Consider the following 26,167-nt stretch of genomic DNA (forward strand, 5'->3'; position numbering starts at 1 on the left):
GGAAGGCTAGCTGCGGTAGCTACTACATGAAGAAGAATGAAATGAACGTGCCTCGCCGAATCACACTGCTCGCAATAAACTACTTCCCAGAAAAGACAGGCATAGCGCCATACGTTACAAATCTGGCGGAGGAGCTCTCGGCCCGCGGGCACAAAGTTAGTGTAGTGACGGCAATGCCGCACTACCCTGAGTGGAAAATAGCGTCTGAGTACAGGAGTAAGTGCTTCTCGAGAGAGGTGCTAAATGGCGTCAAAATTACGAGGGTTCGGCCAATCTTAATTGGAAATAACGGTGCCAAATCGCGATTGATTCTTGAAATTGCTTTTGGCGCTTTTTCGTCTGCAGTTGGCTGGGGAAAGCCGGACATGGTTCTCGCGGTTTCACCCGCTCTGGTGTCGACTGGAATGGCACTCCTCAGATCGCGACTGTTTCTCCGCAGGCCGGTCACCGCTGTTTGGGTGCAGGATATCTACAGCCTTGGTGTTGAAGAGACAGGGCTCATGGGCACCAGAGCTACGAAGCTAGTCCGTAGACTTGAATCTGGAGTCATTGCGGGCGCTGACGCAACTGCCGTGATCCATGAACGATTTAAGAGCTACCTAGTAAAAAAGCTCGATATCGCAGGCGAGGGTATCAAAGTGCTACCAAATTGGTCACATGTGATGAGGGCCAAACAGTCGGACAGGGTGACCGTTAGAGAATCGATGGGTTGGCGGCCTGATGAGACCATTGTCGTGCACGCTGGAAACATGGGTGTAAAGCAAGGTTTGGACAATGTAATCGCTGCCGCGCGCATCGCAGAACGCGATGGCCTGAATGTACGATTTTGTCTAGTGGGCGACGGAAATCAGAAGGAACTCTTACTGGCCGATGCCAGAGGGATCACCACGGTTCAGTTCATCCGATCCCTTCCCGGCGACCAGTTCATGGAAGTGCTCGCTGCCGCGGACATACTTCTCGTTCACGAAAAGCCGGGCATTTCGGAGATGGCAGTTCCAAGCAAATTGACGACGTATTTCGCGACTGGGAAACCGATACTGTCGGTGAGCGATCCGGACAGTGTGACGACTTCGGTCGTACGAGAAGCCCGCGCGGGTGTGACTGTTGACGCTGGCAATCCGCATGTGCTTGTCAACGCGGTAATTAACCTAACGAACGACCCGGCACTTTGCGAGACGCTTGGACAGGCGGGTCTTAGACATACCGAGGCATGCCTTGGACAGTCAACGGCAATCGATGAATTTGAGCTATGGGTCGACCAATTAGTGAGACAGGGTCCTGAAAAAAGGCGGACTTCGCGCTCCTGGTTTAAGAAGACTAAGCAGTAACTCGATGAAAGGGTGAGATATGCGCAATCTTGCGAAATTTACCGGGTCGAACTACGACAAGGGACGCGGCGTTATCTGGCAAATTGCTTGGCTGTTTGTATCAGGAACCGTCTTCATGCGGTGGTGGTGTCCGAACTCGGCTCGTTCCGCAATTCTGCGTCTGTTTGGTGCACAAATCGGCGGTGGCGTCGTTATCAAGCCCCAGGTAAAGATCCACTGGCCGTGGAAGCTGGAAGTCGGTGACAACAGTTGGATTGGGGAGAAGGCGTGGATCCTAAACTTGGAATCAGTATCGATTGGGCACGACACATGCATATCGCAGGATGTACTGATATGCACCGGCAGTCACGATTATGAATCCGAAACATTCGAGTTCGACAACGCTCCGATCAAAATTGGTGACAGAACCTGGATTGCTGCTCGTTCGACTGTCTTAAGAGGTGTGACGATTGGCAACGATGCGCTAGTGGGATGCAATTCGCTGGTAACAAGGGACGTACCGAATTCTTATCGGGTCCGACCGCAACCCAGCATTCGGGAAAGTGTCATTACCGAATGAGAATTTTGCACATTGTCACGCTAATATCGCCCGGCGGTGAATACGGTGGGCCAGTGCGGGTTGCGCTCAACCAATCGGCGGAGCTAATACGACGAGGTCACACTGTTGACATCGCGGCGGGGACTCGTGGATACACAGAAACGCCCAAACATAAGGAAAATGTACCCCTGAAGCTTTTCCGGGTGCATTCCGTAATGCCGACCGCTGGGTTCGCAGCTTTAGCAGGTCCCGGGTTGTGGGCATGGGTCTTCTTGCACGCACAGAACTACGATGTGATTCACGTACACCTAGCTCGCGATCTGGTAGTGCTTCCGGCCGCGGCCCTTGCGTGTTTAAGGGGCGTCCCGGTGGTGGTTCAATCTCACGGGATGGTTACAAAGTCGGATAGAAGAACTGCCAAACCGCTTGACGCGCTCCTGACACGTAAGGTCCTGAACAAAGCATCAATGACTCTTTATCTCACAGAGACAGAGAGAGCGGACATTCGGAAAGTTGCTGGCGATGACGTTAAACAAACAAAATTGACAAATGGAATCCAAATAAGGCATGGACTTGATCGTCCGGAACGTGAACCGATAGATGTGCTCTTTCTGGGAAGGCTCCATGCGAGAAAGCGGCCGACTCAATTTGTAGATATGGCAATTGCTATCCTTGCCAATCATGGCAATGTGAGATTCTCTATCGTCGGGCCCGATGAAGGCGAGCTAAGTCAGATTCATAGAAGAATCGAATCGTCACAAATGGCAGCGCATATACAAATCGAGGGACCTATTGAGCCGGAAATGGTTTTACAGCGGATGTCAAAGAGCTCTATATACGTGTTGCCATCAGTCGACGAGCCGTACCCTATGTCAGTCATCGAAGCGCAATCCTTAGGAATACCGGCAGTAATTACCAAAAGTTGCGGTCTAGCTGAATTAGTGAGCAAGCATAACTCAGGAATTGTCACCGACGAGTCTGTAGAGGAGCTTATTACTGCTGTTAGGAGATTGATAGAAGACAAGGTGCTGAGGGCGTCAATGTCACGCAACGCCGTTGACATGATTTGTAAAGAGTTCGATATTGCCGCAGTGGTTAAGAGGCTAGAGTCAGTGTACAAGAATTGCTAGTCTTTATGTTTGATTCAGTTCTTTTCCGAGCTGCGATTTCGGTACTGCCAGACAAACATCGGTAGCACCTGAAGTAACGATAAACATACGATGCTGCCGGCAATTGGCCCGATCGCTCCGTAGTGGATGGAAAGCACGATCGCAAGCGGTATGTTCGCAATACAAGACAGCATGGCCGTATAGGCTTGAAATCTTATATCAGGCCCATCGTTCAATCTCATCATAGACGGTACAGCAGCTGAATTAACAAAAAGCAAAACGCTAAATGCGATCCATACAGACCACGGTACGTACTTGACGTCGCCGGTTATGAACCATCCGTAAACTGGACCAAGCGTTAAGACAATAAGGGCGGCGATCAAACCCAAAGCGGCAAACTTCTTGGTGTAAGAGATTAAAAGCTTTGAGTTGGATGGCTGGCGGGAAAATACTGGCCAAAGAGGGGTTGCGGCCGTGTTTATCAGGCTTAGCAGAGGACTGAAGGCTTGAGCGCCGACAGAATATGTGGCAAGCGAAGTTGCAGGCGCAAAGATGCCGAGGACTACTCGTGCGGAGTTGTACGAAATGGGTGAGGCAACAGAGATCGCTAGCATTGACGCGGATGTAGAGAAGATTGGATCTAACTTGTCTCTGACTTTCACACGGTATATCCCCGCAAGCGTGTGGCCTATAGGCAACTTCACCACTTGAAAGCCGGCCCTGAAAACGTATGTCTGTACCAGCAACGAAGACAACGGCCACGCCGCGTATAAAACACTTCCGTCAACATGCAAATTGGTGGCGCATGTCGTCATAAGGAAGACCAGGGGTGGCCCAAATACCGAACAGAGAACTGACCGATGAGTCTTACCCGCGCCGATTAAAAGACGATTTCCAATGGAAACTGGAACATTCATAAATATTAAGAGAATCGCGAGGGCGCCCATCGCAGCGGGTAGAATTTTACCATTGCTATGAAGGGCTACGCCCGTTAGACCAGACAGCGTAACGATTGCTACGCATAAAGTTCCGATTAGTGCCACCGCCAGTTGTGCTTTCAGAACTCTTTGCACCAGTATTCGCAACCCGGAACGTCCGGGCTCGTCAACTAAGCGAGCGACCCTATTCATAACGACTGCACCCAGGCCCAGGTCGGCGAAAGGTATCATTAGCTGCAGCGTTGCGAAGATCGATACAACGGCAAATGTGGCCGGACCATAATGCTGAAATATTAGGCGAGAAGAGATTGCGGTAAAGAACAGCGAGCTGAGCAGGACAAGCATCCTTGCCATTCCGGCACCGGCGACGCCGGTTGTCAGTTTTGCTCGTGCTTTCGACAATATCTCCCGGCTCGGTACGTCGTGTGTCGGATGACGTCTATGTCTCATTGTTTGATTTCGGTAAAAGTACTCGAACGTACGAGTAAACAAACCAGACGGGTGCCGCGTAGTTTGCACAAACTCGAGAGAAACGCCAATGGTCTCGCAGCGGAATGCCAAAAGGCGAGAGCGCAAAATCTATCCGCGCTCTAAGTGGGACGCTCCTGTCGAACATAGATCCCGTCGCTGGGTTCCGTGAGTCCTGGCCAATTGGCCGGCTTAACATTTGGACGTTGAATCCGGCTCGCCTTGCTAGTAGACCGTAGACCAGGTCTGCATATCCATGTCGATACTTTGGTGGAAACTCAATTTGTTGAAAAACAGGTCGAGGGATTGCGACAAAGTTGGCATTGAAGGTATCCACCGCGCGGCCAAGCAGGTCGGAACTTGCTAGTCTAAACGACAACGGATTCGACCGCGCCTGCAGTCGGCCACCGTAGGTGATTTCGCCTTCTGGCCCAACTACAGCCCCGACAAGAATCGTGCCAGAACCCGCGCACTCACTTATGCCTTGTACAAGTGTAGATATAGCATCTGAATTAAGCTTTACATCGTCATTGACCCACACGATTATATCTGGGCTTTCTCGCATCGCTCGACTGTGGGCGAGCCGCATGCCGCCTGCCCAGTATAGTTCTCCGTTTCCGGGGATGACAGTTGCGCCTGCTTGCCCTAAACGATGAGATGTGTCATCGGAAGAACCGTCGTCCACCGCAAATATCTTGATGCTTGTGGAATCGTCTTGTTGTTCAAGAAGCGACCGAGCTATGGCTTCAGACTGCGCGGCTCGGTTTCTGCAGGCCATTGCAATGGCGATCTTCATCACGTGGCTTCGTTTCGAACGGCACGTAACGGCACGCATGGATTGCCGGCGCAGATCGTCATTGGAGGTTGATCCTTGGTAACGACGGAGCCTGCTCCAATTATGGCACCCTTTCCGATTGTAACGCCCTTCAAAATAGTAGTGCGCGTGCCGATAAAGACGTCGTCCTCAATCAGAATAGGCCTCGAGTCCGCCGGCCTCACGGACCCGTACCGTCTCGCCGTTACCGGATCGATCTCGGTTGGGTGGTGGTCCGAGTCCGTGATCAAACAACCGGCCCCGATTAAGACGCGGTCGCCAATGGACACAGACATGCGCGCTGAGATTACGGTCGATGACACGCCAGTGTCTACTCCTATTGAAATGCGTGCGTTTTTCTCCAATGTGATAAGTGTTACGGGGTTCTCGCATGAGATGTCATTGGAGTTCCACTTCGAGTTAAGGACCACCCGGTCTCCGAGTTTGATCACCGACCCCTCGGATCGGTTCACCCTGGGTAGCCCATTGAACGATACCCGTCGTCCAAGTTCGAGCCCGTGACGGTTAATGAGAGCTGATTTAAGTCGGGTCTTGGCCAAATGTATTGCAGATCTCATATCTCATTTCCTCGCTCGCAGTTTTTGGATGGATGATACGTCATTCCGACCTAAACTTACGTTTCATTCGGCGTCGAGTATTCCGTGCGTGATGTCGTATCACTGCTGATAACGATGATGGTTCTAGTAAGAGTGTAAATGCAGCTGATCGGAGGCCTGACGCTGCTTGACAAGCTCGAAAGTGGCGCCATTTTGCTTGATCAGACACTGCCTGTGTCGACATTAGGTCAATATCAACCTTAAAAGCACGAGAGTAATAGGCACGAATCCTTTCGCTGTCTAGGACCGCAGCTTGAGAGCTGCGGGCTGACTTGCCGCCGTCCGCACGGTAGTTGCAGGTAGTGTCGGATACGGCGGCCACCTTTCCCAATGTAGAGACCCTAATAAGCAGTTCGAAGTCCTCCGCAAATTTTGTGCGGAGTCTATCCGGATCGATTCTGAGGGAGGCGCGGATCGCGTCGGTCCGCCAGACGGCTGCTGCTGGAGGCCAAGGGCTGTTCGGCTCTCCGAGTATTGTCTGCGTTGTCCAGGTTGATGGAATAGGGCGGGTGACTCGCTGAGTCATGCCCGACGGTCCCAGGATTGCGACTCGGCCTCCGACAGCAACGACGTCGGAATTCTTTCGAATAACGTCGATGGCTGCGATCATGCCGTCTGCAAGTCGGTCGTCGCTGTCCAAGAGAATGACGTATTGGGTATTCACTAAGCGAATACCGGCATATCGGGCGGCTGATGCGCCCGCGTTTGGTTGGTATTTAATTTCAGCCCCCATCTGATTTGCTACTTCAGATGTGTGATCAGTGCTGCCGTCGTCTACCACGATTATCCTACATCGTAGCCGATCGGATACGCTCCGGATAGAGTCGCTGAGAGTCTTCTCCGCATTGTAAGCCGGAATGACTACGGTCAAGTCGTCGAAGTTTCTCAAAAGTATTCCTTTGCCCCCGTTTGTTCAGCAGTCTTATGTGCGCGAGTAGTCGAATGTATGTCTTGGGCGGTTACGTGACGACAGACCCTCGGGTGTTTCTTTGCCGCCGTCGGCTGTTAATCGTGGATTTGTTTGGGGCTGGAATAGCAATATTGCCATTGGTATAAAGAACGCGTATGACATCACGTCCAACCCGCTATAAGTGCCGGGGTTTTGAAGCCAAGAGTTGAAAATTAGGCCTGTTATGAATAGAGCCGGGACAAAATCACTAGAAGTGCTTTCAATCGATCTCTTTGCGATCAGTGTGAGCAACAGAACGACGGCTAGAGTGGTTGCGATCCCGCCAGTTGTGACTGTATGGACATAAGCGTTGTGTCCAGAAAATGCCGTTTGGCCGAGTTCGTTTCGGAATCGGGCGATTAGCTGGTAGAACCGTGGACCGAGTCCGAACAGAGGGCTTTCATGAGCGCGCAGCAAACTTGCGTTCCAAATTCGACCTCTGAAGCTAAAGTCTGCGGCGTTATTAGAAAGTATCGGAGTCATTATCGTCATTGCTGTTCCGATTATGATCGGCAAGATTACCCACTTTTTTCGCCGCGTGCATGATATGAGTAACCAGATGAGCAATACTGCCCCGCCCGCGAAGATCGAGTTTCTATTACCCGACCAAACTAGCGCGACTGCTATCAGGGCCGTACCTACGACCTTCACCGGAAGTTGCTTTATGAGCGGTACGAATGGCAGCCCCAGTGATAGTGCTAATCCGAGAACATTCGGGTGCGAGTGGGGGCCCGCTAGTAGGGAGTCCCAGATGACTTTGCCGCCCTCAATTGGTGCAGGTGCGGTGCCGATTTCTTTATTTATCAGCCCGAGTGCAAGGCTGGCAATGGCCAAAAATACGGTCAGCCATCCAACCGTTGCCAGAACGGAGAGGCCGACTTGGGCTCGCCAAAGCGCGATTACAACCAGTGGGTAAACGAGCGAGTAGATACTGTACCCGCCTGCGTTTGTTATTGATGAGATAGAAAGGAGTATAAAAGGGAGTAGCAGAAGCATAATTGCGGGGTAGTGGAGGGTCGAGGGTCGACTCATCGTGTTGATTAGCAGGGCTACTGCGCACGCTGCCGTGAGTAGCAGAAACAGTTGTCCCATGACTTGGGCTGTTCCTGAAATGACCCGTACGTTTGTTGTCAGGACTTCTCCTCGACCTGATGAGACGATGTTCAGGTAATTTGGAACGACTCCGTACGCCCAAGCTGAGAATATCAGCAGTGATGCTAGCAGGTGATTCACGTGAATCGGTCGCTCCAGTAGCCGAGCCCTCCGGTCCGCGAGATAGCCCATACTCAGCAGGGCTACGAGGATGCTGATCATCACCCACAGGATTTTTTCCACGCCCCATTATGGCTGACTGGCGGTAGATGCGCAGACCATATTTCCGGTCTGGGTGTCCAATGGTGGTCTAGTTTTCGGCTGCTTGGCGGTCGTCACCTGGACCCCCACCGCAGATCTCCCGTCATGCTGAGTGTTACAGCCGCAGAGCTTGAGATGGTATGACTATCCGGCGTGAGGTCTGTTGTTCCTACGTACTGCCGGCTGGCGGTATGTGTACTTCGCAGGCTCTGTCTAGTAGTTCTAGTCCCACCAGCCTAGGGTGACGATGGGCACTGTTCGGCCATAGAGCGGAGTGTGTGTCCGTGGCCATGAAAAAGTACCCACTGGTGGCCAGGTCGAGGTCCCCACTGGTGGCCAACTGAAAGTCCCCACCCCGTGTTCGTCGTGTCGATCAGGAACTTCTGGCCCGAGCGGTGACGGTGAAGGTGCCAACCACACACCGCACCGCCCGGGGAGTTCCATTGAAGTCTGCGAAGGAACGCATGGACATCATTTCCGCTTACCGCGAAGTCGGGTCGTATCGAGGAGCCGCCGAACTCGTCGGCACCACCCACAAGACCGTCAAACGCACCATCGACAAATTCGAAGCCGACCAGGCCGGCACCACACCACCGCCGCGGGCCGAGCGTGAACGCAACTACGCCGCCGTCACCGACCTGGTAGCCGAACGGGTCGACAAATCTCAGGGCCGAATCTCCGCGAAACGAATCCTGCCGATCGCCCGCAAGGCCGGCTATGCAGGATCGGACCGCAACTTCCGCCGCCTGGTCGCCGAGGAGAAGAAACGGTGGCGCACCGACCGTCACCGCGGCCGACGGCCCGCGGTATGGGCACCGGGTGACTACCTGATCATCGACTGGGCCACTGTCGGCGGACTGCACCTGTTCTGCGCCGTCATGGCCTACTCGCGGTGGCGGTTTGCTGCATTCGCCACCGACGAGAAAGCAACCACCACAATGGCATTGATCGCCGAAGCGCTTGCCGCTGTCGGTGGTGTCCCGTGCAAGGTCCTCGCCGACCGCATGGCATGCCTCAAAGGCGGGGTCGTTGCGAACGTCGTCATTCCCACCCCGGACTACGTCCGGTTCGCTGCTCATTACGGGTTCGCACCGGACTTCTGCCACGCGAACGACCCACAATCGAAAGGCGTCGTGGAGAACCTCGTCGGATACGCCCAACGCGATCTCGCTGTCCCGTTGCTCACCGAAGCAGCCATCGCCGGCACCACCATCGATGTCCACGCGGCCAACGCCGCCGCCACGGTGTGGTGCACGGAAGTCAACGACAGGGTGCATTCGGAGATATGCGCGATCCCGAACGACAAACTCGACGAGGAGCGAGAGTTGTTGTCGCCGTTGCCATCACTGCGACTGGAGATCGGTCCACCGCCGGTGACCCGCAAAGTCGATCGCTTGTCCTGCGTGCGGTTCGCGTCCGCGCGCTACTCCGTGCCGGTCCGGTTGATCGGCGCGACGGTCACCCTCGTCCAGACCGAGGGACGGTTGGTGGTTGTCGAGCCGGCCACCGGTGAGGTCGTCGCCGAACACGACCTGGCCCAGCCGGGGACCGCGTCGGTCCTCGACGAGCATTACGGCGGTGCCCGCCCCGCACCCCATCGCGGTCCCAGGCCGAGAACCACTGTCGAGCAACAGTTCTGCGCACTCGGACCCGAAGCAGAAGCATTCCTCGTCGGTGCCGCCGCGATCGGCAACACCAGGCTCGGATCCGAGCTCGAGATACTGCTGGCACTCGGTGCGGCACATGGCACCGAACTGTTGGTGGCGGCGTTGACCCGGGCGGTGGCGTTCCGTCGATTCCGGGCCGCGGACGTCCGATCGATTCTCGCTGCCGGTGCCGGAGCGCCGCAGCCCAGGCCGGCCGGAGACGCGTTGATTCTGGACCTGCCGACCGCACCGACACGCTCCCTCGATGCCTACGCCATCCGGACCCCTGCCGCCGATACGCAGGTGCCGTCATGACCGACACCACCACTGCACACTCTCCGAAGACTGCTGCACCCCAGCATGTTCCCGAGCTCGCTGCTGATCTCGACGCTGGACTGCGGCGCCTGAAACTGGCTGCGATCCGCCGGACCGCACCGGAGGTGTTGATCACTGCGAAGACGCAACGCTGGACCCCGGAAGAAGTGCTGCGGACGCTCATCGAGTCCGAACTCGCCGCACGTGATGCCTCCAACATCGTCAACCGGCTCAAAGCGGCCGCGTTCCCGGTGACGAAAACGTTGGAGTCCTTCGACGTCGCAGCGTCGTCGATCCAGCCGAAGGTGTTCGACTACCTGTCCAGCCTGGAATGGGTTCGGGCACAGTCGAATTTGGCGATGATCGGACCTGCCGGGACAGGCAAGTCGCATACCTTGATCGGACTCGGTGTCGCCGCCGTGCACGCTGGACACAAGGTCCGCTACTTCACCGCCGCCGATCTCGTCGAAACCCTGTATCGCGGATTGGCAGACAATACCGTCGGCAAGATCATCGAATCACTGCTGCGGGTCGATCTGATCATCATCGACGAAATGGGCTTCGCCCCGCTCGACGACACCGGCACCCAGTTGCTGTTCCGTCTCGTCGCCGGAGCCTACGAACGCCGCTCGTTGGCGATCGGATCGCACTGGCCGTTCGAGCAATGGGGCCGGTTCCTGCCCGAACACACCACCGCCGCCTCGATCCTCGACCGACTGCTCCACCACGCCACCATCTTCGTCACCGACGGCGAGTCCTACCGCATGAAAGACGCACAACACCGAAAGGACCGCCCCTGAAAAACCGGAAACATCAACACGGGGTGGGGACCTTCACCTGGCCACCAGCGGGGACTTCAACTTGGCCATTGACACTGCGGTTTGTTCCAGCGTGCCGGGGTTCCTCGAAGGTGAAGGACGTCCGCTCTAGCTGTTCGCGCAGTAGCACCGTGGTTCACGGGGCCTGGCGTCATCGCTCTGACGGTTGCGGAGGCGGCCGCCGCGGCGATGGCAGATCTAGAGGCTTCAGGGAGCAGTAAGGTGCGGCTCGCCAGGGTCCGGGCTGCCTCGCAGCTCGAACGAGAGGTCGCGAGCACTCCAGTGTCGAGAATCACCCTGACTTGGGCCGGGTTCGCGAAGCTCTTTATGGTTCCTGCTCTAGCTGGTCGAACGCTACCGGCACTCCTGGCCCGTTCGTGAATTTTGAAATCGAAATTGGGGACACGGATTGTCGTGACACGTCACAACAGGGAATTCGCCGAGTAGGTCTCGTGAATCAAGCGAATGAGTGACTGGCTCCAGGGGCGATACTGATCCGGTGCACGGCGATCGAATACTTATGTAACGATTGAGCCACACAGTAGCCCGTTGCGGGGTTGTACGAACGGACGAGGAGCTCGAAGCATGGAGATACAGGATTATCTGAAAATCCTGAAGGCGAGATGGATCATCATCGCCGTAACCGTGGTCGTAGCGATCCTTGGTGCCCTGGGTGCGTCCCTGCTGACAACGCCGCTGTACGAGTCGAGCGCCAGGATGTTCGTCTCTACCTCTGGTGGCGCGACGGTGAGTGAGACCTACCAGGGCAACCTGACCTCGCAGCAACTCGTGGCGTCGTATTCGGAGTTGGCGACCAGCGACGCGTTGGCGGCCCGGGTCCTCAACGTACTTCCGCTCGGGGGTATGAGCGCGGCCCAGCTGGCCTCGAAGGTGAAGGCGTCGTCGACTCCCGACACTGTTCTGTTCAATCTGACGGTCACCGATCCATCGCCTGAACGGGCTCGCGATATCGCCAATGCGATGGCGACCGAGCTGACCGAGCAAGTCCGAGAACTGGAGACGCCCGCCAATGGCGGTGACCCCGCAGCTGGCGTCAAGACGTTCCAACAGGCTGAGGCGTCGTCAACGCCTGTCAGCCCTAAGACCAAGCGCAATCTCGCCCTGGGTGCGGCCGTCGGCCTTCTGCTCGGAATTGCTCTCGCGGTCCTGCGCGACCGCCTCGACAACACGATCAAGGGTCGTCGCGAGATCGAAGCGATCTCCGGCAAGGCGCTCGTCGGCACAATTCCGTTCGACAAAGAGCGTAAAGCGCACCCGGCCGTCGACTTCCAAGATCTCACCCAGTCGGCCAGTGCCGAGGCGTTCCGTGAGCTTCGCACCAACTTGCAGTTCCTCGAGGTCGACCATCCACCACGAGTCATCGTCGTCACCAGTGCGATTCCCAGTGAAGGCAAGACGACCACCGCGGTGAATCTCGCCGTGGCCCTGGCCGAAGCAGGCCACCACGTGGCTCTCGTGGAAGGCGATCTGCGTCGGCCGCGCGTCTCGAAGTACATGGGTCTCATCGGCTCGGTCGGAATGAGCACCGTTCTCGCCGGCCAAGCAACGGTAGAAGAGGTGCTGCAGCCCACCAAGTACGAGGGTCTGCAGGCCATGGCCTCGGGCCCCATCCCGCCGAACCCGTCCGAGCTGTTGGGCTCGGAAGCCTCGCGTGCTCTGTTGGTCGAACTGCGTTCGAGGTTCGACTACGTGATCGTCGACGGTGCCCCGTTGCTGCCCGTCACCGACTCGGCTGTCCTCACCACCCATGCGGATGGTGCTCTGCTCGTCACCCGCTACGGACACACGAAGTCCAACGAACTCGCGCGAGCGATCGGCAATCTCGAAACCATCGGTGCCCGTGTCCTCGGCGTGGTGCTGGCGTTGACCCCGTCGAAGAAGGGGGACATGTACAGCTACTCGTACAACTACACCGCCGATACCAACCTGCCTCGTCAGGTTGTGCCCCCGGTGCCCGCACCGGCACCGCAAGGCCCGGTCGAGCCATCTGGCCCGGTCGCTGCACCCACGCCGCCGCAGGCTGCATCGACATCCACCGGCTCGGCGCAGCCTGCGCCTTCGGCACCGACCGAAACTGCACGCTCGGCCGTCAGCGCGGCTCCATACGGACGAGCGCGGCGTCCCGAAGTACACACCGACCCGCCTAGAAACGGTACGGACAACCCCCGCTTCCGTAAATAGTCGGTTCCGTCGACAGAACTAGCGCGGCCGAGATTACTCACAGCCACAACCCGAAATGCCCCGCCACAATTGCTGTGGCGGGGCATTTCGACTGTTGGAGGCTAGACGCGACCCTCGAATTCCGCGACCACGAACAGCACGGTCAGTGCAAGCGTCAGGACTATCAACGCGATCCAAACAAATGGATGCGCCTTTTCTGGTGGCCTGACCCGGTCCCTACGTCGTTTTCCGAACACGGAACGAACTGTAAGTCAGCCGAAGAACAACCGCAGCCCCGTCGCGCCTAGTGTGACGAAGACGCGCGGGGCTGGGGTTATCGGGCTGTCAGCGCTGGGCTGTCAACGCTGGGGAGTCAACATTGCGGGACGTCGATGCTGACCGTCGGCTGATCGACCAAAGGTTGCACGGGCACCGTGGCCTCACCCGGAGCCGAGGGCTCCTCGAGTTCCCAGGTAACCGTCTGCGACTTTCCGGGCGGAATGGTCAGATACGCGGCCTGCACAGGACGACCCAATTCGGTTCCGGCCTGGATGGAGAATCCGGAAACGCCGTTCACCTTCATGGACGTGATTTTCGCGCCCTGAGTGCCGTACAGATAGACGATCGACTCGTTGGTGCCGTACGGGACGTTGGGCTGGAATGTGCTCGCCACGTACGACGTCAGGCCGTTCGGATCGACGTTGTTGGTCAGCGTTGCCGTCACCGTCGACTTACGCGTCCCGGCGGTGCAGGATTCGGCCGAATATTTGATATCGCGCGCCAGGTAGTAATCGAGCTTGTTGCCACCGGCATTGTTGACCACCACATTGGCGTAGGGAGCCGGGCTGTCCGGCAACACGTGACCCACCTTGGTGCCGGCCAGAATTGCCTCCTCGGCCGGATCTGCGCTCCACACCGAAATGCGGCCCTCGCTGCCGGCGCGGCCCACCGCGTCGAGCAAAGATCTGGTGGGGGCAGCGCCCGTGGTCATCTTCTGTACCACTGCAGACGCGATCTGCTGTAGATACGCCTTGCGTGCCAACTGGTCGTCGCCGAACCTCGAATAGGCTGTGCTGAGGGTGATTTCGACGACGTTGTCTGCGGTTATCTGCTCGCCGTCGGCCAGTGTGACCGGCCCGGTGGCTCCGAGGATGTAGCTCAACGCAATCGGGTCGGTAGCGATGGCACCGTTGAGCACCTCACCGGTCTGCTCGGTCCACATGGACGACCAGATCTGGCCGGCATACGGAAAGTGTGGGCTCGCATTCGAGTTACGGAAGTCGGTCGTGGTGTTACGCGGTGCCCACAGTGCGTTGTACTCGGGGCCCAGGTCGATGGGCTGCTTCGCGAATTCGAGTTCGTTGTTGGCACCGAGAGTGTCGACACGGGCGGTGCCGTTCTCGGCGCGAATGATGCCGTAGCCACCGAGCAGACCGCCGGTACCGCGGGCCTCCGCATTGGTCTGGAACGCGAGAAAGTAACTGCGCGGACCGTTGTCGCCGAGCATCGACGGCAACAGCCGGCTGGCGATCCGGGTGTTGGTGAGCAGGCCTGCGAGGTCGTGTGTTTGATCGATCAACGAGGTACGTGCATCGCTGACGACGCCGAGGAATGCGGGCTCGTCCACCTGCTGGGCTCGGAGGCTCAAATCCTCGGCTGCGGCAGCGGTCTGCTCCAGCACAGGTTGTGCGTCCCGCAAAGCGGCGGTATCGACCTTGCCGCCACCTTCGACGAGGCTGCTCGGGTTCAGGCTTTCGCCCGCCGTTGATGCGGGGGTGAGGACGTCCACGGCCAAACCGTGCACCACATCGGTGATCTGAGCTACCGATTTCAGCGGACTACCAAGGTAAGGAACGGCTTTCGCTATCGAAAACGGGATGGACGTCGTTGCCGACACTGCGTCGTCTGCCGATTCCGAGGCCCGAGCGGCCGCGGCCTCGGCACCGGCCGCATCACCGTCGAGCAGAGCGTCTTTCGCCTGCGTGGCGGAGTCGCGCGTCGCGTTCAGGCTGGACTGAGCGGTGTAGGCCTCGTACCCCAGCCACACCAGAAACGCGACCAGTACGACCAGCAGCACCCCCACCGTGAGGAGAATCGGCCGCTTCTTGCCGGATCGAGAACCACGAACTTCGGTGGAACTGGTCGCCATTGTCGGTGGCCTCTCGGTCATAGGAAGTCGGTCGAGTGCATAGCCTAAAGGGGAGCGGCGGTTCCGGCGTACCTGTCGTCCGATCCGGGTAGAGCATTCACAATGGGTCGACTAGGTTTGTCACGGGCGATGTAGATCGACGTTGCTGGGCGGCACGTCAGCCGAAAATTCACGCCGTCGGAGCATATGCGTTGAGGAGGTCATCGAGTGTCGCCAGAGGTTGGTGAGCTGTTCGAGGATGGCCGCTTCCCTTTGTCCGCTGCGCAGATGAATATCTACCTCGCCCAGCAGCTGGCGCCGGACGTACCGTTCACCATCGCCCAGTACGTCGAAATTCGTGGCGATATCGACCCGGCCGTACTGATCCGAGCCACGGACATCGCGTGCAGGCAACTCGAATCGCCCGCAGTGCGGATCGGGCTGCACGACGGGCATCCGTACCAGTGGCGAGACCTCCGGGTGCCGTACGCGATGATCTATCGCGATTTCCGAGACCAGGAGAATCCCGTCGAGGATGCTCAGCGCTACATGGACGAGCAGTACCGTCGCCCCGTCGATCTGGTTCGCGATCAGTTGATCGCCTCCGAGATCATTCAGGTGAACGATGGGCACTACTACTGGTACAGCCGCGCCCACCACATCGTCATGGACGGACTCGGCGCGATCTCCGTCCAGGAACGCACCGCGGCGGTGTACACCGCGTTGACCAACGGTGCCGAGTTACCCAAGACGCGCGCCATCGGCGTCCGTGAGATCTACGACTACGAGGCCGCGTACCCCAACTCCTCTCGCTACGACACCGACCGCCAGTACTGGCTCGGACGACTCGACGGCCACCTCGACGCACCCCGGCTGGCCGGCAACACGTACACGCGCGCGGCACCGAGCGGCGTGACGGTGAGTGTGGGTGCCGTGTTGGACGCAGACCTCACCGAAGCCGTGGCGGCCGTGGCACATCGGTACAACAGCTCCGACGTTCCCGTCGTGCTCGCCACGTTCGCGCTGTATCTCGCGCGCATGACCGACACCGAAGACGTGATGCTCAGCCTGCCGGTATCGGGGCGAGCCACCACCAAACTGCGGGAATCCTCCGGCATGATGTCCAACGTGGTGCCCCTGCGCATCGGCGTCGAAGAGGGCGTGACCGTCGAAGAACTTCTCCGACGCATTCAGGTGGAACTCACCGGCGCGCTGCGCCATCAGCGTTTCCGCGTCGAGGACATGCAGCGCGAGACCGGCGACGGAACCGGCAGCGCCGCGGCCGGACGCGGGGTGTTCGGACCCACGGTCAACATCATGATGTACAACAGCACCATTCGGCTCGGCGACGTCATCGGCGAATACCGGGTGCTCTCCAGCGGACCCATCGACGACATGATGGTCAACGTCTACCCCGGAGTTGCCGGCACCAGCACCCGCGTCGACTTCCTCGGCAACCCGGCTCTCTACTCCACCGACGAACTCGCAGCCCATCACCGCCGGTTCCTGGCTCTGCTGCGTGCGGTGGTCAATGCCCCTGAGGGCCTTGCCGTATCGGAACTGGATGTGCTCGACGCCGCGGACGAATCCGCGTTCCTGACAGCGCGTCCAGCGGACACGGTGTCGCCTAGGCCGTTGCCGGCGCTGCTGCGACGCGGGACGGTGGTGCGTGCCGCGGGTGTCGATCAGTCCAGTGAGGACTTCACCAGGGTCGCAGAACACATTGCTGCGCAACTGATCTCGCTGGGCGCAGGCGTCGAGAAGCGCATCGCCGTGGCGATGGAACGCTCCTACGAATCTCTGCTCGCCTCGTGGTCGGTCTCCACTGCCGGAGCCTCGTTCGTTCCGCTCGACCCCACCGAGCCCACCGAGCGGCTGGCGACTGTGCTGACCGGCGGAGGCATCGAATTCGGTATCACCACCAAGGATGTGCTGGAACAACTTCCGAACACCATCGAGTGGTTCGACATCGAGGATCTGCTCGACGCGAACGAGCGTGACCTCGCGCCGCCGGCGCTGCACGTCGACAACGAGGCCTACGTCATCCACACGTCGGGATCGACCGGAAAACCCAAGGCCGTCAGCGTCACTCATCGCGGTCTGGCGGCACTGGCCGACAACGTCGTCGACCGGTATGCCGTCACCGCCGACTCACGAGTGCTGCACCTGGCCTCGCCCGTGTTCGACGCCTCCATCCAGGAAGTTCTCGCTGCATTCGCGGCGGGTGCCACCCTGGTGATCGCCCCGGCCGATGTCTACGCCGGGCCTGCCCTGGCCGCGTTCCTGGCCAGCGAGAAGATCACGCACCTGATCACCTCTCCGACGGTGCTGGCGACCCTCGATCCGGAGGATCTGCACTCCATCGAAGTCTTCGACGTCGGCGGCGAAGAGTGCCCACCCGCATTGCGGGACCGGTTCGCCACTCCCGAACGAACGATGCTCGACGCCTACGGCCCCACCGAGACCACGGTATTGGCGACGCTGTCTGCCCCGATGGTCGTCGGTGAGCGCGTCACCATCGGTGCGCCCCTACCGGGTGTTCGTGCGCTGGTACTGGATTCGCACCTGCGGCCCACGCCCCACGGCGGCGTCGGCGAGCTGTATCTCGGGGGCGACGGACTCGCCCGGGGATACGACGGCCAATTCGGTTCGACGGCGGCGCGGTTCGTTGCCGACCCGGGCGTGGCGGGAGCGCGGCTGTATCGCACGGGCGACATCGTCCGGTGGTCGTTCGACGGGTCCTCGCTCGAATACCTGGGTCGCTCCGACCACCAGATCCAACTGCACGGGCGTCGACTCGAACTCGGCGAGATCGAAGCCGCAGCAAACTCATTCGCTGGAGTGACCGCGGCCGTGGCCGTCGTCCGCGACGACCGGCTGGCCCTGTACGTCACCGGTACCTCCGACGGGCTCGACGGTCACCTGCCGAACCGGTTGCCGGCGTGGATGATTCCCCGCCATATCGTGGTTCTGGATGCACTGCCGATGACGGCAGGCGGCAAGGTCGACCGCCGTGCGCTACCGGCCCCCACCGCGTCGACGGACACCGAGTACGTGCCGCCGCAGACCGAGACCGAACGCGCTGTCGCCGCAGCGTTCGCCGACGTCCTCGGCGTCGAGGAGGTGGGGCGCGAGCACTCCTTCTTCGAGCTCGGCGGTGATTCGCTCAGCGCCACCCGAGTTCTCGCTCGCCTCGGCTCGGGAGTCTCGCTCACCGCGTTGTTCGCCGATCCCACCGTCCGCGCCGTCGCGGCCGCCATCGATTCCTCGGCCGAGCGTGAAGTGTCGGTCGACTTGCTCGATACCGTTCTGCCTGAGCATGTCCCGCTGTCGTATGCGCAGCAGCGGCTATGGTTTCTCAACCAGTTCGACCCCACATCGCCCGCCTACAACATGCCCGTCGCCATCCGGGTCGCAGCGGGTAGCGATGCGTCACTGGTTCTGACGGCACTGCGTGACGTTGCCGAACGACACGAAGCGTTGCGCACCTACTACCCGGACGACGGCGACGGTCCGCGGCAGGTGGTGCGGCCCACCGACACCGTCCTGGTCGACGTACCGGCGCGCACTGTGCCTGAGCATCACCTCGACGACGCCGTCGCGGTTATTGCCGGGCAGGGATTCGACGTCGCGGCCGGCGTCCCCATCCGGGCAGCGCTGCTGAGCGTGGAGGAGTCCGGCGACACGGTGGTCGTTGTGGCAGTGCACCACATCTCGATGGACGGATGGTCTCTCGACCCACTCGTGCGCGACTTCGCGTTCGCCCACGCATCACGCACGGCCGGTCATGCACCGACGTGGCCACGCCTACGCGCGCAGTACGGCCAGTACTCGGTGTGGAACCGGGCGACGGTGGATGCGGTTGCCGGCGAGCAACTCTCGTTCTGGACCTCGGTGCTGGGGGAGCGCGACACCGCGTTGGCGGAATTGCCGTCCGACTTCCCCCGGCCCGCCGTGCAGTCGATGACCACCGACGCGGTTCCGTTCGAGATCGGACCGGACCTGCATGCGGGCATCCGTGAGCTGGCGCGGTCGAACAACGCCACCACATTCATGGTGGTCCACGCCGCGGTGGCCGCGGCCCTGAGTCGATTCGGCACATCGAACCGCGTGGTGGTCGGATCGCCGACGGCCGGGCGAGGCCACGAAGCCCTCGACGAGATGGTCGGAATGTTCGTCGGAACCCTCCCTCTCGCAGTCACAGTGGACCCGGCCGGTAGTTTCGCCGACCTGTTGGGTGCCGTCCGTTCCGCCGACCTCCACGCCTTCTCTCACTCGGACGTGCCGTTCGAGCGCATCGTCGACGCCGTGACCACCGATCGATCGCTGGACCGGCACCCGCTGTTCCAGGTGATGCTGGCATTCGACAACGCACCGCACCGATCGGTCGACGACCTGCCGTTCTCGGTGCTGGAGATCCCCACTCGCACCTCCGAGTTCGACCTCAATCTGGTGCTGGAGGAATCGTCCGCCGGACATGCCGACTCTGCCGGTCTCGTCGGACAGATCGAATATGCGCTGGACCTGTATCAGCGGGCGACCGTCGAACAGTTAGCGTCGGCGGTGACGGCACTCCTGCATGCGGCGGTGTCGGACTCCGCATTCGTCGTCGGCAACCTTGCTCTCGCCGATGCGCCGACACTGCCGGTCGAATCCGACACCGGCACGCTTATCGACGTGTTGGTCGGTGGCACAGCAGATTCGGTGGCGATCGACGGTCCGGAATCGCTGACGTACTCCGAACTCGATCGCCGATCCAACCGGATCGCACGCCTGTTGATCGCACACGGCGTGGGACCGGAGACCCTCGTCGCGTTGTCGCTCGAGCGCTCGGCCGAGTACATCGTGGCGCTGTGGTCCGTGGTGAAGGCCGGTGGAGCATTCGTACCGGTGGATCCCCGCTACCCGGCGGCTCGCCGGGAACAGATGCTGGGGCCCATCGAGATCGGCTTCGGCGGAACGGAACCGGGAGTGCGGTGGGTCGAGGAGAGCCACGCGCAGACGTTCAGCGACGCGCCACTGACCGACGACGACCGCCTGGCCACGCTCGAACCCGCGCACCCGGCGTACGTGATCCATACGTCGGGTTCCACCGGCACACCCAAGCCCGTCGTCGTGACGCACCAGGGTGTGTATTCGCTCGCGCAGCAGGTGGTGTCGCGCTATGGAGTCGAAGCGACGTCCAGGGTGCTGCACGGATACTCGGTGAACTTCGATGCCGCCGTGCTCGAGCTCGTGCTCGCGTTCGGGGCCGGAGCGACCATGGTGATCGCGCCACATGGCCTCCTCGGCGGTGAGGAGATGGCCGGGTTCCTCGCCGAGCAGCGAGTGACCCACTACCTGTCCACGCCCGCGGTACTCGCGACGGTGCCGACGGTGGCCGGTGTCGAGACCGTCGCCGTCGGCGGAGATGTGCTGGGTGCCGGGGTCGTCGACGAGTGGTCGCTCGGACGCTCGATGCTCAACGCTTACGGACCCAGCGAAGCCACAGTGGTCGCCACCCTGGCCGAATCACTGCGTGCCGGAGAACCCGTCACGATCGGCCGACCGTTGGACCACGTCGGAGCCCTTGTGCTCGACGACCGGTTGCAGCCGGTGCCGCTCGGTGGCGTAGGAGAGCTGTATCTGGCGGGGTCCGGTGTGGCTCGCGGCTACCGAGCCGATCCGGCGTCGACTGCCGCGCGCTTCGTCGCAACCGCCGGCGGTACCCGGATGTACCGGACCGGAGATCTCGTCCGACGTGAGCTCTCGGGACTGCTCGACTACCGCGGTCGACGCGACGACCAGGTGCAGATCAACGGTGTGCGCATCGAACTGGGAGACATCGAGAGCGCACTGACGGCACACCCCGACGTCAGTGCCGCAACAGCACTGATGGTCGACAACAGAATTCACGCCTGGGTGGTGGGAACCAGCGAGTTCGACGCGGGCCAGTGGCTCCTGGACCGGCTGCCGTTGTCGATGCAGCCGGCCGTCATCACGTCGATCGATCGTATTCCGTTGACCGGCAACGGAAAGGTGGACAAGGCGGCCTTGCTTCCGGCGGTACCGACGGACTCCGAGTCCGGGGCCGGACGTACGTTGACGCAGGACGTCATTCTCGGAATCTTCGCCGACACGTTGGGGATCGACGTACCGGCCGTCGACAACAATTTCTTCGTCCTCGGGGGCGATTCCCTCGCGGCCACCCGCGTCGCCACCCGCATCAGTGCGGTTCTCGGCGTCCGGGTTCCGGTGCGGACGGTATTCGAGGCCCCCACCGCGGCGCAGCTCGCGTCGGCGATCGAGTTGCTGTCCGACAACTACACCGCGCTCCCTTCATTGGTGCACCGCGCGGATGCACGCTCCTACTCCGGCCTCGCACCGGCCGAGCGACGCATCTGGCTGCAGAATCGATACGACCCGACATCGGCGGCATACAACATCGCCTTCGAGGTGACGCTTCCGGAAGGCCTCGACCTCGACGTGCTGCGCGCGGCGATTACCGATGTGCTGGAACGGCATACGCCGCTCCGCACGGTGTATCCGTCGACGGGCGACGGCCCTGTGACGGTGGTCCTCGATCCGCAGATCGTGCTCTCGACACTGGACGACGCCCATGCGGGTATCGGCGGGGTGGCGCAGCAGGGCTTCGACCTGACCGTCGAGGCACCGCTGCGACTGATGCTCGCGGAACGTCGCGGCGAGCGCGTGCTGACCGTCGTCGCCCACCACATCGCTGTCGACGGCCTGTCGCTACGCCCACTGAGCCGCGACATCGAGACCGCTCTGCTGGCTCGAACGGCAGGAGCTGCACCGCAGTTCACTCCGCTCGTTGTCGACTATCCGGACTACCGGGTGTGGCAGCGCGATGTTCTGGACGCGGTGGCCTCCGATCAACTCGACTTCTGGTGTCGCACGCTGGCCGGCCTGCCGGAATTCCTCGACCTGCCTACTGGCACTCCTGATGCCGAGCAGGAGGCGTCCGGAGTCCAGTTTGCCGTCGACGCAGACACTCTCGCGAGGCTGCGGTCGCTCGCGCATCGCCTGGGCGCGACGATCTTCGTCGTCGTGCACGCAGCGCTGGCCGCCGTACTCGCCGAGGCCAGCGGAACGCGGGACATCGCCATCGGAACCCCCGTATCGGGCCGAGCGGACCCGGCGCTCGACCACCTCGTCGGTATGTTCGTGGGTACCGTCGTCCTGCGGACCGACGTGGATCCGGCGACGACGTTCGAGGACTTCGTGACCGAGGTCCGCAACCGCGACCTCGATGCCTTCGCGAACTCGGACGTACCGTTCGAGTGGGTGGTGGACGCAGTGCAACCCACCCGCGCCGTCGACACGCACCCGCTGTTCCAGGTGCTCCTCGCGTTCGGTGACGTCAGCACGCCCACAATCGAATTGGGTCAGAGCGCCGTCAGTCCGCGTCGGGTGGACATCACGGCGACGCAATTCGATCTTGAGTTCGTCGTCGAAGAATCCGATACCGGGCTGCTGGGCACTCTCGCGTACTCCGCCGAGCGGTTCTCTCGGGCGGTCGTCACCGGACTCGCGGAACGTCTGACGACTGTGTTGCACACGGTCGCCGCGGCACCGGACCTTCGGCTCGGCAGCGCAGAATTCGGCCAGGGCGGATCGGCTGTCGTGTCCCGCCGAGACGGTACGGCCGATCAGTCCACACTGGCGCAAGCATTCATGCGGGCGGCGAGTAGCTGGCCCGACAACATCGCGGTGATCGACGATGCACGATCAGTGACCTACCACGAGCTGGACAGGCAATCGAATGCATTGGCCGACAACCTCGTCCGGGCCGGCGTCGAGCCGGGTTCTCTGGTGGCGATCGCCCTGCCGCGTTCCGTCGAGTACCTCACCGCGATCTGGGCCGTGGCCAAGACCGGTGCGGGCTTCCTGCCGATCGACCCGTCACAGCCCGCCGCGCGAGTACGGGAGATCCTCGATCGCGCTGCCCCCGTCACGGGAATCACGTCCGTGGACTTCCACTCGGCCGGAAACGACTGGCTGACGGCTGATGGTGACGAGCTCGACCACTTCCAGTTACGCGAAGCACCCGTCGACAGCACGGCGTACGTCGTCTACACCTCGGGGTCGACCGGGGCACCCAAGGGCGTACGAGTCACGCACCGCGGCATCGCGAATCTCGTTCAAAGCCAACGAGACCTGTTCGACGTCGAGCCGACCTCACGAGTGCTGCAGTTCGCGTCACCGAGTTTCGACGCGTCGATCTTCGAGACACTGATGGCCGTCGGTGCCGGTGCGAGCGTGGTGATCGTGACACCCGAGGTGCACGGAGGGCGGGAACTCGAAGCGCTCATCGAGCGGCACCAGGTGACCCACGCCTGCCTCACCCCGACCGTGCTGCAGGTGACCGACTCCGCGGCCCTGCCCTCTCTCCGGGTGGTCGTCATGGCCGGCGAGGCCGCCAATTCTGCACTGCTGCAGCGATGGTCGCAGGATCGCTCGGTGTTCAACGCGTACGGGCCCACCGAGGGAACCGTCATGAGCACCTGCACCACGCATCAGCGGGACTGGGCATCGGCTGCGGTGACCATCGGCGTACCGACCCTCGAATTCGACACGGTGGTTCTCGATGCCCGACTGCGACCGGTGGGCACCGACGTCGTGGGGGAGCTGTACCTGGGCGGGGCTGGCCTGGCCGACGGGTACGTGGGCGACGCTGCGTTGACGTCGAGCAGCTTCGTCGCCAATCCCTTCGGTGACGGCAGGCTCTATCGCACCGGCGATCTGGTGCGGTGGGTGGCGCGCGAGACGGGACGCGAACTCGAATATCTGGGTCGAGTGGATTCGCAGGTGAAGATCCGTGGCCATCGCGTCGAACTCGCCGAGGTCGAGGCGGCACTGCTGCGTCACCCCACCGTGCGCCAGGCCAGCGTGATCGGGCATGCGAACTCCTTGGCTGCCTATGTAGTGGGTGCGGTCGAACCGCGAGAGACTCGCGACTTTCTGGCGAGAACAGTGCCCGCGTACATGGTGCCCAGCACCGTGACCGTCGTGGACGCGTTGCCGATGACGTTGTCGGGCAAGGTCGATACGAGCAGGCTGCCCGAGCCCACCGTGATGTCGACCGAACGACGCGCGCCGGTCTCGCCCACCGAAGTACTCGTGCACACCGTGTTCTCAGACGTGCTGCATATCGCCGCCGACGACATCGGTATCGACGACAATTTCTTCGATCTTGGCGGGCACTCCCTCTCGGCGGTGCAGGTGATGGACGCCCTCGGCGACAAACTGAGCCGTCGCATCCCGATCAGTGCATTGCTCGAGCATCCGACGATCACGGCATTGGCCGCGCGCCTCGACATGGACGACGGGGATGCCGAATCGAGTGGCGCGTTCGATGTGCTGCTGCCGCTGCGGACCGACGGCGTGGGCGCACCCCTGTTCTGCGTGCACCCGGCCATCGGAATCGCGTGGAGCTACCTGTCGTTGCTGGGGGAGACGGACCGCCCGGTGTACGGCCTGCAGGATCCGGGTATCTCGAACCGTGACGCTGCGCCGTCGTCGATCGAGGAGTTCGCTTTCGCGTACGTGCGGATGATTCGAGATGTGCAGCCGCACGGGCCTTACCACCTGCTGGGGTGGTCGCTCGGCGGTGTGATCGCCCACGCGGCGGCCGTGCAGTTGCAGTCGGAAGGCGAGGACGTCGCGTTGCTGGCGCTCGTCGATGCGCAACTCGCAGCCCCCGACGACGCCGAGGAATTCGGCATCGACGATCTCGCTCGTCAGCTCGGGGTCGAGGCGACGTCCTTCGAGGACATCGTGACCGAATTGCGGAGTACGCGAACCGAACTGACATTCCTCACCGAGGACGATTTACGTGCCATGTATAGACCGGTCGTCTCCGCTGCCAGCTGGGTCGCGTCGTACCGGCCGGCGGTGTACGCGGGCGATGTCCACTACTTCGCCGCCCGCGGCTCGGACGGCGCGAAGCACTGGACGGCTCTGGTCGACGGCCGGATCTCGGTGACAGAGGTCGATGTGGAACACGAAGACATGCTGGGCGTGCAGGGTGCCCGTGCACTAGGCCGAGTGATCGGCGCCGATGCTGTGGGGAAGGGTGTGGCGTGATGAACCAACAACTGGAGCCGTTCGTCGATGATGTGCGGGCGCATTACGACCTGTCGGACGATTTCTTCGCGCTGTTCCTCGATCCGAGCATGACGTACAGCTGCGCCTATTTCGAGCGCGACGACATGACGTTGGAGGAAGCGCAGACGGCCAAGATCGACCTGGCGCTGGGCAAGCTCGATCTGAAGCCGGGCATGACACTGCTCGATATCGGTTGCGGCTGGGGAGCTCTCGTGAAACGGGCGGTGGAGAAGTACGACGTCAATGTCATCGGTTTGACGTTGAGTCGAAACCAGTACGACCGTGGCCGCGCGCTCGTCGCCGACCTCCCGACCGAACGCAACGTCGACATCCGGTTGCAGGGTTGGGAGGAATTCGACGAGCCCGTCGACCGGATCGTCAGCATCGGCGCGTTCGAGCACTTCCGACGTCAGCGGTATTCGGCGTTCTTCGCCAAGTGCCGTTCGGTGTTGCAGCCCGGTGGCCGAATGCTGTTGCACACCATCGTCATCACGCCTCCCGACCCGGCCTCCGGGGGTGGACTCACGCGCGAGGATGCGCACTTCTCCCGCTTCATCCTGCGCGACATCTTTCCCGGTGGGCAGTTGACGTTGGTCAAGGTGGTGAAGGCGAAAGCGGCCGAGGCGGGATTCGAGTTGCTCCGCGAGCATGCACTGGGACCGCACTATGCACGGACACTCGACACGTGGGCCGAGAAGCTGATCGCATCCAAGGACGAGGCCATCGCACTGTCGTCGGAAGCGACCTACGACAAATACGTGCAATACCTCACCGGGTCGTCGGAGCGATTCAAGAACTCGCGCATCAACGTTGTGCAGTTCACCCTCGAAGCCGGGGACGCGCCTACGGAGTGAT

The 26,167-nt window shown here is 60.8% G+C and carries 13 protein-coding genes and 1 pseudogene; 8 read left to right on the forward strand and 6 right to left on the reverse strand.

The genetic code is table 11. The features are described from left to right. The first annotated feature begins 26 nt into the window (after positions 1-26). From J1M81_RS20100 to J1M81_RS20110, 3 genes are read left to right on the forward strand one after another with little or no spacing between them, the layout of a single operon-like run. Positions 27-1,328 carry a glycosyltransferase family 4 protein gene (locus J1M81_RS20100; RefSeq protein WP_206498688.1) on the forward strand — a complete coding sequence of 434 codons (1,302 nt, stop codon included), beginning with the start codon at positions 27-29 and terminating at the stop codon, positions 1,326-1,328. A 19-nt stretch (positions 1,329-1,347) separates the two neighbouring features. Continuing rightward, positions 1,348-1,887 (forward strand): WcaF family extracellular polysaccharide biosynthesis acetyltransferase, encoded by a 540-nt coding sequence (locus J1M81_RS20105; RefSeq protein ID WP_206498689.1) that lies wholly within the window; start codon positions 1,348-1,350, stop codon positions 1,885-1,887. Next, on the forward strand, positions 1,884-2,996 hold the full coding sequence (locus tag J1M81_RS20110; RefSeq protein ID WP_206498690.1) for a glycosyltransferase: 1,113 nt from the start codon (positions 1,884-1,886) through the stop codon (positions 2,994-2,996). The genes J1M81_RS20105 and J1M81_RS20110 overlap by 4 nt, the downstream gene beginning before the upstream one ends. Positions 2,997-3,010: 14 nt before the next feature. Here the strand turns inward: J1M81_RS20110 and J1M81_RS20115 are convergent, their stop codons facing one another. The 5 genes and pseudogenes from J1M81_RS20115 to J1M81_RS27050 all read right to left on the reverse strand — a co-directional run bounded on the left by J1M81_RS20115 (position 3,011) and on the right by J1M81_RS27050 (position 8,075). Beyond that, positions 3,011-4,267 (reverse strand): lipopolysaccharide biosynthesis protein, encoded by a 1,257-nt coding sequence (locus J1M81_RS20115; protein ID WP_206498691.1) that lies wholly within the window; start codon positions 4,265-4,267, stop codon positions 3,011-3,013. 85 nt (positions 4,268-4,352) lie between these two features. Further along, positions 4,353-5,216, reverse strand: a complete 864-nt coding sequence (locus tag J1M81_RS27040; protein WP_374223903.1) for a glycosyltransferase family 2 protein — start codon at positions 5,214-5,216, stop codon at positions 4,353-4,355. Continuing rightward, positions 5,216-5,773 (reverse strand): annotated as a pseudogene (locus J1M81_RS26900) (DapH/DapD/GlmU-related protein); the annotation flags it as partial. The pseudogene J1M81_RS26900 and the gene J1M81_RS27040, both read right to left, overlap by 1 nt. A gap of 40 nt (positions 5,774-5,813) precedes the next feature. Continuing rightward, a complete protein-coding gene (locus J1M81_RS27045; RefSeq protein ID WP_206498693.1) occupies positions 5,814-6,701 on the reverse strand; it encodes a glycosyltransferase family 2 protein in 888 nt (295 codons plus the stop codon). A 33-nt stretch (positions 6,702-6,734) separates the two neighbouring features. Continuing rightward, positions 6,735-8,075: an O-antigen ligase family protein gene (locus tag J1M81_RS27050; protein ID WP_374223905.1), complete on the reverse strand. Its 1,341-nt coding sequence runs from the start codon at positions 8,073-8,075 to the stop codon at positions 6,735-6,737. A gap of 482 nt (positions 8,076-8,557) precedes the next feature. Here J1M81_RS27050 and istA point away from each other — a divergent pair, with 482 nt between their 5' ends. The 3 genes from istA (at position 8,558) to J1M81_RS20150 (ending at position 13,095) form a co-directional block, all read left to right on the forward strand. Further along, positions 8,558-10,075 (forward strand): IS21 family transposase, encoded by a 1,518-nt coding sequence (gene istA, locus J1M81_RS20140; protein WP_206498695.1) that lies wholly within the window; start codon positions 8,558-8,560, stop codon positions 10,073-10,075. Further along, positions 10,072-10,875, forward strand: coding sequence for an IS21-like element helper ATPase IstB (gene istB, locus J1M81_RS20145; RefSeq protein ID WP_206498696.1), 804 nt, complete (start codon positions 10,072-10,074; stop codon positions 10,873-10,875). Before istA ends, istB begins: the two co-directional genes overlap by 4 nt. A 603-nt stretch (positions 10,876-11,478) precedes the next feature. Continuing rightward, positions 11,479-13,095, forward strand: coding sequence for a polysaccharide biosynthesis tyrosine autokinase (locus J1M81_RS20150; protein ID WP_206498697.1), 1,617 nt, complete (start codon positions 11,479-11,481; stop codon positions 13,093-13,095). 352 nt (positions 13,096-13,447) lie between these two features. Here the strand turns inward: J1M81_RS20150 and J1M81_RS20155 are convergent, their stop codons facing one another. Further along, positions 13,448-15,223: a DUF4012 domain-containing protein gene (locus J1M81_RS20155; protein WP_206498698.1), complete on the reverse strand. Its 1,776-nt coding sequence runs from the start codon at positions 15,221-15,223 to the stop codon at positions 13,448-13,450. 207 nt (positions 15,224-15,430) lie between these two features. Between J1M81_RS20155 and J1M81_RS20160 the strand changes: the two genes are divergently transcribed. Both J1M81_RS20160 and J1M81_RS20165 read left to right on the forward strand, forming a co-directional pair. Continuing rightward, entirely contained in the window at positions 15,431-25,291 is a 9,861-nt protein-coding gene (locus J1M81_RS20160; protein WP_206498699.1) for a non-ribosomal peptide synthetase, read from the forward strand. Then, on the forward strand, positions 25,291-26,166 hold the full coding sequence (locus J1M81_RS20165; protein WP_094651020.1) for a cyclopropane mycolic acid synthase family methyltransferase: 876 nt from the start codon (positions 25,291-25,293) through the stop codon (positions 26,164-26,166). Before J1M81_RS20160 ends, J1M81_RS20165 begins: the two co-directional genes overlap by 1 nt. The last annotated feature ends 1 nt before the right edge of the window (position 26,167 follow it).

It is taken from the genome of Rhodococcus sp. KRD175 (assembly GCF_017168275.1).
Lineage (GTDB): Bacteria > Actinomycetota > Actinomycetes > Mycobacteriales > Mycobacteriaceae > Rhodococcoides > Rhodococcoides fascians.

Bases quoted from the DNA above. Each gene is read 5' to 3' on its own strand.
- J1M81_RS20105 (WP_206498689.1), top strand. From the start codon at position 1,348: ATGCGCAATCTTGCGAAATTTACCGGGTCGAACTACGACAAGGGACGC.
- J1M81_RS20100 (WP_206498688.1), top strand. From the start codon at position 27: ATGAAGAAGAATGAAATGAACGTGCCTCGCCGAATCACACTGCTCGCA.
- J1M81_RS20155 (WP_206498698.1), bottom strand. From the start codon at position 15,223: ATGGCGACCAGTTCCACCGAAGTTCGTGGTTCTCGATCCGGCAAGAAG.
- J1M81_RS27040 (WP_374223903.1), bottom strand. From the start codon at position 5,216: ATGCGTGCCGTTACGTGCCGTTCGAAACGAAGCCACGTGATGAAGATC.
- J1M81_RS20115 (WP_206498691.1), bottom strand. From the start codon at position 4,267: ATGGCAAGGATGCTTGTCCTGCTCAGCTCGCTGTTCTTTACCGCAATC.
- J1M81_RS20110 (WP_206498690.1), top strand. From the start codon at position 1,884: ATGAGAATTTTGCACATTGTCACGCTAATATCGCCCGGCGGTGAATAC.
- J1M81_RS20150 (WP_206498697.1), top strand. From the start codon at position 11,479: ATGGAGATACAGGATTATCTGAAAATCCTGAAGGCGAGATGGATCATC.
- J1M81_RS27050 (WP_374223905.1), bottom strand. From the start codon at position 8,075: ATGATCAGCATCCTCGTAGCCCTGCTGAGTATGGGCTATCTCGCGGAC.
- istB (WP_206498696.1), top strand. From the start codon at position 10,072: ATGACCGACACCACCACTGCACACTCTCCGAAGACTGCTGCACCCCAG.
- J1M81_RS20165 (WP_094651020.1), top strand. From the start codon at position 25,291: ATGAACCAACAACTGGAGCCGTTCGTCGATGATGTGCGGGCGCATTAC.